Below are 13,322 nucleotides of genomic sequence, written 5' to 3' on the forward strand. Positions count from 1 at the left end.
TGCCGGACCCGAACAGAAAGGAAGAAACCAAATGGAAACAATCCTGGAGTATTTCGGAACCTATACCCCCGCGGCGGACGGAGCGATTGCCGCCTTCAAATTTGAATACCTCACCTCGCTGGGCTTTGCCGCCATCGTTATCTTTTGGGGCCGCGCCATGGTGGGACATTCCAAGCTCCTCCGCAAGTACGCAATTCCGGCCCCCGTGGTTTCCGGTCTGCTTTTCTCGCTGATCATTGCCCTGATTAAAATTTCCGGTATCATGGCCTTTTCCTTTGACACGAAGGTGGTGCAGGACCTTTGCCAAAACCTGTTTTTCCTGTGCGTGGGCTTTGGCTTTAGCTGGAAGATGATCCGCCACGCAGGCGGAAAGCTATGCGCCATGATTGCCATTGCGGCCTGCCTGCTGATTACGCTGCAGGATTTGCTGGGCGTGGCCGTGGGCAACCTGATTGGCCTGCATCCCCTGCTGGCACTTCAGTGCTCCTCTGCCGCCATGGCCGGGGGTGTGGGCACCGCCTCCGCCTTCGGCCCCATTTTTGAGGGCATGGGCGCGCCTGATGCCACCACTGTGGGCGTTGCCGCCGGAACAATGGGGAACATCATGGGCTCCCTAATTGGCGGTCCCGTGGCCGCATTCCTCATCCGCCGCCACGATTTGAAGGCCGACCCAAACGACAGGCCCGAATCCGCAGCCTCCGGGCAGGAGCCCCGGCTGGACAACAGCCGTATGATTTCCATGTTTGCCATGTGCCTGCTGCTGGCCGCTCTGGGCATGCCCATCTATATGCTGCTGGACAGCATCCCCATGATTGAAATGCCCAAGTTCATCGGCTGCCTGATTGCCGGCGCCATTGCCCGCAATGTAATGGAGGGCTTCCACATCAAGTTCTACGTCCCCGAGGTGGAGGCTGTTGAGCATATGTTCCTGGAGCTGTATCTGGCGCTGGTACTGATGACCATTGACATTACCAAGCTTTCCACCGTGGCGGGGCAGATGGGCGTGATTCTGCTGGTGCAGGCGGTATTGATGGCACTGTTCGGCATTTTCATCTCCTTCAATATGTTTGGACGGGACTACGGCGCGGCAGTGATGACCGCGGGCAACTGCGGCTGGGGCTGCGGCTCCGGGCCCAACGCCGTGGCAAACGAAAAGGCGGTCATGGACCAGTATGGCTGGCACAATGTGGCATGGGTGCTTTACCCCTCCTTCGCCGTGCTGATTGACGACATCTACAATCCTATTTTTCTCTCCCTGTTTGGCAGCTTCCTCGTGCGCTGAGGAAAAATGCTTTCCGCTGCCTTCTTGGCGCAACGGAGAGAAACACCTTCATCTTCTGAACAGTCAAAGGGGAGACGCCCAATATGGGCGTCTCCCTTTTTTAGCAAGCATTTGCAGGATGCAAACGCCGCCAGGACACGGGATGGCGTTCCGTTCACCCCACGTTTCCGGCGCAAAAGGTTTCTCCTAAAAAACCTGCCGCTTTTCATTGAAAATTCCCGGATATAGCGGTTTTCCTTCCTTGACAGGTTAATCGTTTACCAGTATAATAACTGCGGAATTCAACAACAGAATCCTCGCTCGTCTGTTTTGAAAAACGCAGGAAAGGAAGCGTTCATATGATTTATTCCGCCGAAGTGCAGCATATGTGCCCTGTGGCCAAGGGCGCGTATCACGGCCCGGCGCCCATCCCTCAGGAGGGAAAGTGGGTGCAGGCCAAGGAAGTGAAGGACATCTCGGGCCTTACCCACGGCGTGGGCTGGTGCGCCCCCCAGCAGGGGGCCTGCAAGCTGACGCTGAACGTGAAGGAGGGCGTGATTGAGGAGGCGCTGGTGGAAACCATCGGCTGCTCCGGCATGACCCACTCCGCCGCCATGGCCTCTGAAATTCTGGTGGGCAAGACCATTTTGGAAGCGCTGAACACCGATCTGGTGTGCGACGCCATCAACACCGCCATGCGGGAGCTGTTTTTGCAGATTGTCTACGGCCGCAGCCAGACCGCCTTTTCCGAGGGGGGGCTCCCCGTCGGCGCATCTCTGGAGGACCTGGGCAAGGGCCTGCGGTCCCAGATCGGCACCATGTTCGCAACCCGAGAGAAGGGTCCCCGCTATATGGAAATGGCCGAGGGCTATGTCACCCGCGTGGCACTGAATCAGGACAGCGAAATCGTGGGCTATGAGTTTGTGAATCTCGGCAAGATGATGCAGTCCGTGAAAAAAGGCGTGGACGCAAACGAGGCGCTGGAAAAGGCCAAGTCTCATTACGGCCAGTTTGAAAACGCCGCCAAATATATCGACCCCCGCGAGGAATAAGAAAGGAGGACAGAAACATGGCTCTGTTTGAAAGCTACGAAAGAAGAATTGAAAAGATCAACGCTGTCCTCAAAGAGTACGGCATCGGCTCCGTAGAGGAGTGCCGCGAACTCTGTCAGGCCGCGGGATTTGACCCCTATGAGATCACCAGAAGCATCCAGCCCATCTGCTTTGACAACGCCTGCTGGGCGTACTGTGTGGGTGCGGCTATCGCGCTGAAAAAGGGCGTGGCTACCGCCGCTGAGGCCGCCGAAGCCATCGGCGTGGGCCTGCAGGCCTTCTGCATTCCCGGCTCCGTGGCAGAGGACCGCAAGGTGGGTCTTGGACACGGAAATCTGGGCGCTATGCTGCTGCGGGACGAGACCAAGTGCTTTGCATTTCTCGCTGGCCACGAGTCCTTTGCCGCCGCGGAGGGTGCCATCGGCATTGTGCGCAACGCCAATAAGGCCCGGAAGGAACCCCTGCGGGTCATCCTCAACGGCCTTGGTAAGGACGCGGCCCAGATCATCAGCCGCATCAACGGCTTCACCTACGTGCAGACCCAGTTTGACTACTACACCGGCGAGCTGAAGATTGTCCGTGAGATTCGATATTCCGAGGGAGAGCGGGCCAATGTTCGCTGCTTCGGCGCGGACGATGTGCGCGAGGGCGTGGCCGTCATGCACCATGAGGGCGTGGACGTGTCCATCACCGGCAACTCCACCAACCCCACCCGGTTCCAGCATCCGGTTGCAGGCACCTATAAGAAGGAATGCAACGAGCAGGGGAAGAAGTACTTCTCCGTGGCCTCCGGCGGCGGCACAGGCCGCACCCTCCACCCCGACAACATGGCCGCCGGTCCCGCCAGCTACGGCATGACCGACACCATGGGCCGGATGCACTCCGACGCGCAGTTCGCTGGGTCCAGCTCCGTCCCCGCCCATGTGGAGATGATGGGCTTCCTCGGCATGGGAAATAACCCCATGGTGGGTGCGACTGTTGCGGTTGCTGTTGCCGTGGCGGAGAGCAAGAAGTAAGAAAAAGAGCTATTTCTCGCAACTTTTGAGAGCAAATTAAAGCGCCCGATTCCATCTGGAATCGGGCGCTTTTGGCGCTTCCTATAAATTTTGTCCTCCGGGCCGTCTGCGCTGGATTTTTTATCTCAGAGGATAACCGGAAACGGGCCCACACATGGGGGTCAAACGGCATGGGGATGGGCGATTATAGGGAGCAAAGCCTATTTCCTTCAAAAGAATAAGCAAGAGATGTGCTTTCCCCCTTTGTTGCTGACTTGGCCGCCCTGAACTGCCCAAGGTCGGGCAGTTCAGGGTGAGCTCAGTACTCTTTGAAACCCTGAATGGAGGATATTTCGTAGTATCCGTAAGAAATTCTGTATGACAACATAAAGTAGGTCCTCATCAAGCAACTAAGGAGAGCGCAGGAATAAGCCTAATGATCCGGAACTGATGCTGCAGCTATATTTGCTACAAAATCTCTATAATTCGTCCAATGAGACGACCATTGCCAAAGCAATACAGTCGGCCCCTTTCGGACCTCTGCGGCGTGGAGTCCAACAATCAGGTGCCGGATGGCGATAACTTTCTAAAGTTTTGTTTATAACTACGAAAAATGTTTGGCGAGGTGACGAACTGACAATTATAAGATTGTCGATATATGAGTATAAAAGTTGCAAAAGGTGGAGAACGCTTGCATTTTTTGTAATATAGTGATAACATATCATAGGTTTATTATGAGTGATAGGGAGCGTTTCCGTGAAAGACCTTATGTTGAGTATCATTATCCCGGTATACAATATTGGGCCATGGATTGATCGATGCGTCGAGAGTGTTCTACCTGCAGTCCCCGAAAACGGGGAGGTACTGCTTGTTGTCGGCAATTCTTTCGATGACAGCAATACCAGATGCGAGACATGGGAAAAGAAGAACGCTCGAATCAAGGTCCTCCATCAATCTGGAAGAGGTCTTGCTGATGCCCGCAACTGTGGGGTCGTCAACAGTCGGGGAACTTTTTTACTGTATATTGATGGCGATGATTTCGTCGACACAGCGCAGTTAAAATGGCTACTGGGGCAACTGGAAAACATGGATAGCCGTGTGCAGGTTGTGATGACAGATTACCGCATGACAGATACCAGCGGAAGTCTGATTGAAGAGATCAATCAAATTGGGTCTCAGATCGCTTTTTCTGAAGACCAGTCACTTCTGCTACAGGCGCTGAAAAAAAAGAAATGTTTCTGGAATGTTTGGCGGTACCTCTATCGTTGGGACTTCTTAGCAGACAATAAAATTGTGTTTTTAGAGAACACCCTCAGTGAGGATATGGATTATACCACACAAGTCTTTGCGGCCCAGCCGGTGTTTGCATTTGCGCATTGTCCATTTTACCGCTATTGCATTGGGCGGGGGGATTCCCTCATGGACCGACCCTCCTTGAAACGGCTGGAGGACACCGTGACCCATTGTGTCAGCGGTGTCCTACGCATGAAAGAAACCGACGCCCCGTACGTATCGGCGTTTGTGGCGCAGTACCAATTTGAATATCTGCTGAATCTGGCACTATGCGTCGAACTCCCAGAGGAGGATCAGCAAGCCGCGTTTGCGCTGTATCGTGCCACCAGAAGTGTTTTGCGGGAGGGCTGCGATGGCACAGCGCGGCTGTTTTCCTATATCCTGCATATTTGTCCAATACCGATACTGGCTGAGACCTTTCACATCACGAAGATGCTGAAGCGGGTGTTTAAGGGAAGCCATCGAAGGACAATGATTGAGAAGGGATACTGAAAGATATGATTATCACAAAAACACCGTTCCGCGTCAGCTTTGCGGGAGGGGGCAGCGATATGGCCGCATTTTATGAAAAGCACGGCGGCTGCGTCCTAAGCACCTCCATCAACAAGTATATGTATATTTCTATCCACCCGTATTTCTCCCCAGAACAGACGCTGCTAAAGTACTCGGAAAACGAGCTGGTCTCCAGCCCAGAGAAGATCAGACACTCCATCTTCCATCAGGTTCTCGCCGACATGAACATTCACGGCGTGGAGATCAGCTCCACGGCGGACGTGCCGGGCGGCACGGGACTGGGTTCCTCCAGCACGTTTACGGTGGGCCTACTGCACAGCCTGTTTTGCTATCAAGGGAAATACGTTTCCAAGGGCAAGCTGGCGGAGCTGGCCTGCGAGGTGGAGATTGAGAAGCTGAAAAGCCCCATCGGAAAACAGGATCAATACGCCGCAGCTCACGGCGGACTCAATTTCATCCGCTTTAACAACGACGGCAGCGTCTCTGTGGAACCAGTGATGATGCGGCCGGAGACTTACAGACAGCTGGAGCGGAACCTTATGATGTTCTACACCGGCAACACCCGCTCGGCTAACGGCATTCTGGCGGAGCAGAAAAGAAACATCTCTTCCGCGGACAAGACGCAGAATTTGATTCGCATGTGCACCTTAGCAGAGGATATGCGCAAATCCTTGCAGGAGAACGATCTCTCTGCCTTCGGCGAGATTCTCAATGCAGGCTGGCAGATGAAAAAGGAGCTGGCTTCCGGCATCAGCAACCCCACCATCGACGAGGCTTATGCCCTGGCTCTGCAAAACGGCGCGGTGGGTGGAAAACTGCTGGGTGCAGGCGGCGGCGGATTTTTGCTATTTTACTGTCCACAGGAGCGGCAGGAGGACCTGCGGCGGGCGCTGCCGTTGAAGCAGTTCGATTTCCGCTTTGAGCGAGATGGTTCTTCCGTGGTCTATATCGGTGACAAATACTGGGATTGATAGGAGCGGGTTTTATGAAGGTGCTTGTAGCAGGCGGAGCCGGTTTTATCGGCAGCAATCTAATTGACATTCTTTTGACGGAAGGCCATCAGGTAGTCTGTGTGGACAATTATTTCATCGGTACGAGAGAAAACATCCGGCATCTGGCGGAAAATCCTCAATTTCGACTCTATGAGCAGGATTTGACTGATTTGGACGCGCTGAAGGCGGTTTTTGCGGAGGAGCATTTCGACTATGTATTCCACATGGCCGCCAACTCCGACATTCAGGCCAGCGCCCTGTCCCCAGAGGTGGAGTACCGTAACACCTATAGCACCACCTTCAACGTGCTGGAGTGCATGCGGCTGTACGGCGTGAAGAAGTTGTTCTTCTGCTCTACCAGCGCGGTGTACGGCGACGTGCAGGGCGCTGAGGTAACCGAGTTGTACGCGCCGCTGATGCCCATCTCCTATTACGGTGCGTGCAAGCTGGGCTGCGAGGGGCTCATCAGCGCGTTCTCCTATATGAATGGGTTTCACTCTCTGATATTCCGTTTCCCCAATGTGATTGGCCCCCGGCTGACCCATGGCGTGATCTTTGACTTTGTGAAGCGGCTGCGGGAAAATCCTACCGAATTGACCATTCTGGGCGACGGTCGCCAGTGCAAACCTTATCTCTATGTGAAGGATCTGGTGGACTGCATTCTTCGCTTTTACGAGTACGTGCCCGAGGGCGTCACCGTCTATAACGTGGGTGACGACACCCAGAGCACGGTCAGCGACATAGCGCAGATCGTCTGCCGGGAAATGGGGCTGAAGGACGTGGCCTTCCGGTATACCGGAGGCGTAGGCGGCTGGAAGGGAGACGTCCCCGTGTTCGCCTATAATCTTGAGAAAATCCACGCCACCGGCTGGAAGGCCAGCATGACCAGCGACGAAGCCGTGGCGCAGACTGTGAGGGCCGTGCTCTGATTCAGGCAGTCATTATGGCAGGAGGGAAGGGCACACGGCTGGCAGCCCTGACCCGGGATGAAATCCCAAAGCCCATGGTCCCTGTGGCGGGCAAGCCGATCCTGCAATGGCAGATCGAGCGCCTGCGAGAGCAGGGGATTGCCGAGATTGTGCTGGTCATTGGTCATCTGGGCGGCAAGATCCAGGAATTTTTCGGTGATGGTGAGGCGTTTGGCGTGCGCCTACAATATATCGAAGAGCCCCAGCCGCTGGGAACGGCAGGGTCTTTGTCCCTGCTGGCCCCGATGTTGACGGTCGGGCCCTTTTTCCTTGTGTTTGGCGATGTGCTGTTCGACATTGATTTGGAGCGCATGGCCCGCTATCACAAGGAGAAGCACGCGCTGGCGACCCTGTTTGTCCACCCCAACACCCACCCCTTTGACTCTGATTTGGTTTCGTACGGGGCAGACGGGCGGATCACGGCGTTTGACTCCAAGCACAACGTCCGGGATCACTGGTACAGCAACCGGGTAAACGCGGGACTATATCTGATGGAATCCGAGATCTGCGGCTGCGTACCCCAAAACAGGAAGTTTGATTTGGAAAAGGAGCTGCTCTCCGGCCTGATTGCAGAAGGCCGGGCAGTTTACGCATATCAGTCCCCGGAATATATCAAGGACGTGGGCACGTTGGAGCGCATCACTCAGGCTGAAAAGGAGTTGACCAGCGGCTTCATTGCAGGCAGAAGCCTGCGACGACCCCAAAAGGCTGTTTTTCTTGACCGGGACGGGACTATTAACCGAAAAAACGGCCTGATTTACCATGAGGATCAGTTTGAACTGGAGCCTAGTGCACTGGAGGCCATTCGTAAAATCAACACCTCCGGCTATCTGGCCATCGTCATCACCAATCAGCCAGTGGTAGCCCGGGGGCTTTGCTCCATGGAGGACGTGGAGCGGATTCATCAAAAGCTGGAGACGTTGCTGGGCCGGGAGGGCGTTTATCTGGACAGCATTCGGTTCTGCCCCCACCACCCGCACAAGGGCTACCCGGAGGAAAATCCGGCGTATAAAATCCCCTGTCATTGCAGAAAGCCGGAGATCGGCATGCTGGAGGACTGCGTCCGGGATTACCACATCGACCTTGCGTCCTCCTGGTTCGTGGGGGACTCCACGGTGGATATCCGGACCGGAAAAAACGCCGGAACCCGCACCGCGCTGGTGTTGACCGGAGACGCGGGCAAGGACGGAAAATACGAGGTAACACCCGATGTGACCTGCCGGGACTTGGGGCAGGCCGTCGATTTCATTTTGAAGGGAAGCGTGTGAGCATGGATTTCACAAAAGAGATTCACGAGTATTTGCAGCTTGAGATCAAAACGCTGGAAGAGCTGGACCAGCAGGCTGTCAATCAGGCGCTGAACCTGCTGCTGCAAGCGTTTGAAGAGGAAAAGACCATCTATATTTTCGGCAACGGCGGCAGTTCCGCCACCGCGTCCCACTATCAAAACGATTTCAATAAGGGCGTTTCGGAGCACACCGAAAAGAAGTTCAACTTTCTCTGCCTGAATGATAATGTCGCCACACTGATGGCCGTAGCCAACGACATCGGGTTCGACGAGATCTTTCGCTTCCAGTTGCAAGGACATTTGAAGCCCGGCGATCTGGTTTTTGCCATCTCCGGCAGCGGCAATTCCAAAAATGTCATCAATGCGGTGGAATATGCCAAGGAGCGGGGCAACAAGGTCATTGGCGCTACCGGCTACCACGGCGGAAAGCTCCGGGAACTGGCGGACGTGTCGCTGCACGTCCCCGTGCAAAGCATGCAGGTGACGGAGGATGTCCATATGATTTTTGACCACCTGATGATGAGCATTTTTTATCGCTTTCTGGGCGGTATCGAGCATCTGAAGGCGTAAAGTAATGCCGCAAATCTCCGTAATTCTGCCGGTCTGCAACGGCGTAAAATTTCTCTCCCGAGCGGTGGACAGCCTGTTGGCACAAACCTGCCGAGACTGGGAGTTGTTGATTATCAACGAGTACGGCTCGGACGACGGCTCTGCGGAGTTAGCTGCCCAATACGCCCGGCGGGACGGCAGGATTCGCGTTTTGCAAAACCGGCAGCGGCTGGGTCTGGCGGAGTCGCTGAACCTTGGCTTTCGGGCGGCGGCGGGAGACTTTCTCGCCCGAATGGACGCGGACGACATCTCCTATCCGGAGCGATTTGAAAAGCAGCTGGCGTTTTTGCGGGCGCACCCGGAGGTGGGAATCTGCGGCGGCTGGCAAAGGCATGTCCGGGGCAAGCGCTGCTGGGTGCACCGGCCGCCGTCGGACCCGGCGCGTTTGGCGGCCAGTCTGCTGTTTACCTGCGAGCTGTGCCATTCCACGGTGATGTTGCGGCGGGAAACGGTGGAACGGTTTCATTTGTATTATGATCCCCGCTTTCAGGCAGAGGACTACGAACTGTGGACCCGTGCAATTTCTGTGACGAAGCTGGTTAATCTGCCTGAGATATTGGGTGATTACCATGTGGGCGATACGATTACTTTGCGGAAGATGGGGGCACTGGAAAAGGAGCACGGGGAAATCTGTGCTGCTGCTCTGGAGCGAAACCTTGGTCTTACGGTAAGTAGGGGGGGAACGGCGCTGCTCAACGCATGGAGAAATATCTTCCGGCATGAGCAGAACAGGAAACGGCGCGAGCAGATGTTATCAGAGTACCGTTATCTGCTTCAGCGCGTTTATTCTGCGAATTGTACAACGGGATTTCTGCCGGAGCAGGCGCTGTTGGATGTGCTGCGCCGCCGCTGGCTCTGGGCAAAATGGGATATCCGCAATGAAAAAGCAACGGCTGCAAGCATTGAGGGCGTATTTCGGCCGATGCCTCTGGCACAGTGCCGCTGGATCGTGCAAAAACTACAAAAATGCTGATATTTTTGAAATTTCAAACAGAAGAAAGAGATCAATATCATGAAGAGAAATGCTGTTATGTTGGCGGACACCCGTCCTGCTCTGGTAGGCACGATTTTATGTCAGCTGCAAAAGACAAATCCCGGGCTGTTTGATGAAGCAATTATTTACTATACGGATCCGATTTCTGAGCAGGATCGTAAGGTGATGATCAGTCTTATGCTCTGCCGGTTTGTCCGTTATACGCCGCCGCTTCCGGCAGAATTGTTTCAGAAGCCCCGCTTCTCGCTTTTTTCTGTGTTGATGTTTGCACGGTATGAGATGTTCTCCTATCTGGAGGAATTTGAAACAATCACTTGGTTGGATACGGATATCCTGATTCAAGGGGATTTAAGCGGGATGATTGAAGCAGCCTCTAAAACAGGAGCGGCGTTTATTCGTGAGGATCCCCAGAACAAGACCGCGGAAAACCCTGATCGGATGCAGACTTGTTTCACGGCCAATTTACCGGGTTATGATACGGCACAGTATCTATATTGCTCCGGAACGATTGTCTTATCGCAGCGGATGCGTTCTTATCAAACCTGTACATCATGGTGCTATGATAAAACGGCGGAGTGGGCTGATATTCTGAGCCTACCAGATCAGGGCGTGCTGAACGCAGCCATCCAAAAATTTGGAATCCATGTCACGCCTTTGCGGGGAGCAGATTATTGCTGCTATCCCTACATGGGGCGAGACTGTTCTTCCGCTGCCATCATCCATACTTGGGGCAGAAACAAGTTCTGGAACGACTGGTACGTCTATCAGCATTATTCCGAATGGCGAAATTACTATGCACAGTGGCGCGCTGCCGGAGGCAGTTCTCTTCCGTTTGAGATTCACCCCCGTATATCTGTAGTCATTCCTTCCTACAAACCAAAGGAGCAGTTGATTCGCCAGTGTCTAGACAGCCTGATGGCGCAGAAGCGTTCTGATTGGGAACGATTTTCTGACTTTGAGATCATCATTGTTGCAGAACCGTTTGAGCAAGAGAGTCTGCGTCAGGTCGTGGAATCCTATCACGATCTTCGGATTCGTCTGGTGTTCAATGAGGAGCGATTGGGGATTGCCGCCAGTCTGAACCGTGGGCTTCGTATGGCACAGGGTCGCTATATTGCCCGGATTGATGATGATGATTTGGCCTCGGATCAAAGACTATTTGTGCAGGCAGAATATTTGGATGCCCACCCTGACATTCATCTCTGTACCAGCGATTTTGAGTATTTCGGAGATATGAATGAGCGTAGGACCTCTTTTGAAGGAGAGCTGGCACGGGCATGGTCTATTTTCACCTGTCCCTTTGATCATCCGACCATTATGTTTCGACGGGATTTCTTTGCGCAAAACGATCTGTATTACGACGAGCAACGAGGCTATGTAGAGGACTGGGAACTGTGGCATCGCGCCTTTGATCAGGGTATGATCGTGGGCTGCATTCATCAGGTACTGTTTTATCACCGCTGGATGAATACCGGAAGCGCCGGGCAAGCGGACAAGACCATTGAAATGATGCGCGCGATGATCCAAAAGAACTTTTTGGAGCTTGGTGTTTCCATCCCCACAGACGATCTTGGGCTGATAGGTCCGTGGAACGGGCGGTTGGTTAACGAAACGGATATTCAGAAGCTGGAGAGCTATTTCAATGCGGCTTTGGAATCGAACCGAAAAATAAATCGGTATGATCAGAAAAGTCTCATGCAAGTATTTGAATTGCGGCTGGCAGAGGCTCGCACCGGCGTGCTGCCCGGCTTAGTGGAAAAGCGCGAGGTCTTGAAAGCGGACGCAATGCAGGAAATTCCTCCTCTGCCGGAAAGCTATGCCCAAGCACAGCCAAAGAAACCCAGCCGAATCAAGCGATTTTTTCGCAGTCTGATCAAACCCTTCTATAGTCCTTTCCGCCATCGCTACGAGGACCGCATCATCAACATTCAGGAGGTTGCATGGAGCGCGGAAGGTGCGGCCAGAAGAACAGAGGACGCGTTGCTTACTCATATTGCGGCACAGACTTCTAAAATGGAGCAGATTGCCGTTGCCGTGGAGACACTCCAGCATGATTATCAAAATCTTCTGGATATGGTACTGAAGCAGGCCGAGGACACCCGTCAGGTTTTGTCTTCCAGGGTGTCTGAACAGGCTGAGGACACTCGTCAGATTCTGTCTTCCAAGGTACTTGAACAGGCCGAGGACACTCGTCAGGTTCTGTCTTCCAAGGTATTTGAACAGGCCGAGGATACCCAACAGAGGCTGACTCTGGTGGGAGACCATCTCTACGATCTGGGCCGTAACGCCCATTTTTATCAGCGCACACTTTTTACCGCGCAGACGCAGAAAAAAAAGATCATCCTAATGGGGTCCCCGGAACATAGCAACATCGGCGACGCTGCTATCACACTGGGGGAGCTGGAATTCTTTAAAAAGTATTTCGCGGACTACCAGCTTGTGGAGCTGTCCGCTTACGACTTCAGCGATTGGTATCCCACCGTCCAGTCCATTGTCCGTCGGGATGACATTCTCTTTTTGCAGGGTGGCGGAAACCTGGGCAGTCAGTATCCCAATGAGGAGGAGCTGCGCAGACGGGTAATTTCTGATTTCCCAGAAAATCAGATCGTGATTTTTCCCCAGACCATTTATTTCGACGGCACACTAGCGGGACAGGCAGAATTGGAAGTCTCCACGCGAGTTTACGGACAGCACCGCAATCTGACACTTTTTACCCGGGGACAGGAGAGTCTGCACGTTGCCATGGAGCACTTTGGGCAGGCCCAAAACGCCTTTGCTCCGGACATGGCACTGTTACTGCAGTACAATTTCAACCTCCCCCGTAGCGGAGTGCTACTGTGCCTGCGCGGTTTGTTGGACGCGGAGTCCGGGCTGTCGGCGGCGGAAGCCGACGGGATTGAAGCGACCGTTCGCGGCTTTGACCCACATTTCCGCAGGGTCAATAACCTGAACCAGGGCAACCCGCAGGCTAATATCCTCCGAGAGTCCCGGCGAAGCGTCGTGTCCGGAGAACTAAGGGCGTATGCGTCCAGCAGCATCGTGGTCACGGACCGGCTTCACGGATTGATTTTTTCCATCATCACAGGAACACCCTGTGTGGCGCTGCGCACCTACAACGACAAAATCACGGAATTCTGTGCAATGTTCGCTGATTCCAATGCCGTGTTTTATATTGGTCGGGATATTGAAAAGCTTCCCGCCGCAATGGAACGCGCACAGAAGGTACGCCAGCCCTTCTATCCGCTGCTGGAACAGGGGCTTTTTGACGGGATGGCGGAGAAAATTCGAAAAGCGGGAACGCTGTAAGGTGCGTCAGGTGCCGTCCCGACATAAGCGGAAGCGCACTTATAATGGAGG

General features: G+C 54.1%; 10 protein-coding genes and 1 pseudogene. All 11 read left to right on the forward strand.

Annotated elements, in window-relative coordinates; translation table 11 throughout:
* Positions 1-31 precede the first annotated feature (31 nt).
* The 11 genes and pseudogenes from ABVS15_RS09630 to ABVS15_RS09680 all read left to right on the forward strand — a co-directional run bounded on the left by ABVS15_RS09630 (position 32) and on the right by ABVS15_RS09680 (position 13,271).
* Positions 32-1,282 (forward strand): sodium/glutamate symporter, encoded by a 1,251-nt coding sequence (locus tag ABVS15_RS09630; protein WP_369283518.1) that lies wholly within the window; start codon positions 32-34, stop codon positions 1,280-1,282.
* A 338-nt stretch (positions 1,283-1,620) separates the two neighbouring features.
* A complete protein-coding gene (locus ABVS15_RS09635; RefSeq protein ID WP_312158941.1) occupies positions 1,621-2,313 on the forward strand; it encodes an iron-sulfur cluster assembly scaffold protein in 693 nt (230 codons plus the stop codon).
* Positions 2,314-2,330: 17 nt separating this feature from the next.
* Entirely contained in the window at positions 2,331-3,329 is a 999-nt protein-coding gene (locus ABVS15_RS09640) for a GGGtGRT protein (RefSeq protein WP_369283519.1), read from the forward strand.
* A 393-nt stretch (positions 3,330-3,722) separates the two neighbouring features.
* Positions 3,723-3,888 (forward strand): annotated as a pseudogene (locus ABVS15_RS09645) (transposase); the annotation flags it as partial.
* A gap of 176 nt (positions 3,889-4,064) precedes the next feature.
* Positions 4,065-5,093: a glycosyltransferase family 2 protein gene (locus ABVS15_RS09650; RefSeq protein WP_369283521.1), complete on the forward strand. Its 1,029-nt coding sequence runs from the start codon at positions 4,065-4,067 to the stop codon at positions 5,091-5,093.
* A gap of 5 nt (positions 5,094-5,098) precedes the next feature.
* Positions 5,099-6,085: a GHMP kinase gene (locus ABVS15_RS09655; protein WP_369283522.1), complete on the forward strand. Its 987-nt coding sequence runs from the start codon at positions 5,099-5,101 to the stop codon at positions 6,083-6,085.
* Positions 6,086-6,099: 14 nt separating this feature from the next.
* Positions 6,100-7,035, forward strand: coding sequence for an NAD-dependent epimerase/dehydratase family protein (locus tag ABVS15_RS09660; RefSeq protein ID WP_369283523.1), 936 nt, complete (start codon positions 6,100-6,102; stop codon positions 7,033-7,035).
* A gap of 14 nt (positions 7,036-7,049) precedes the next feature.
* Complete coding sequence (locus ABVS15_RS09665) at positions 7,050-8,342, forward strand: HAD-IIIA family hydrolase (RefSeq protein ID WP_369283524.1); 1,293 nt, start codon at positions 7,050-7,052, stop codon at positions 8,340-8,342.
* Positions 8,343-8,344: 2 nt separating this feature from the next.
* Positions 8,345-8,932, forward strand: a complete 588-nt coding sequence (locus ABVS15_RS09670) for an SIS domain-containing protein (RefSeq protein WP_369283525.1) — start codon at positions 8,345-8,347, stop codon at positions 8,930-8,932.
* A gap of 4 nt (positions 8,933-8,936) precedes the next feature.
* Positions 8,937-9,944 (forward strand): glycosyltransferase family 2 protein, encoded by a 1,008-nt coding sequence (locus ABVS15_RS09675; RefSeq protein WP_369283527.1) that lies wholly within the window; start codon positions 8,937-8,939, stop codon positions 9,942-9,944.
* 39 nt (positions 9,945-9,983) lie between these two features.
* Positions 9,984-13,271, forward strand: a complete 3,288-nt coding sequence (locus tag ABVS15_RS09680) for a polysaccharide pyruvyl transferase family protein (protein ID WP_369283528.1) — start codon at positions 9,984-9,986, stop codon at positions 13,269-13,271.
* Positions 13,272-13,322: the final 51 nt, after the last annotated feature.

The sequence above is a fragment of the Oscillibacter sp. GMB15532 genome, from assembly GCF_041020825.1.
Lineage (GTDB): Bacteria > Bacillota > Clostridia > Oscillospirales > Oscillospiraceae > Oscillibacter.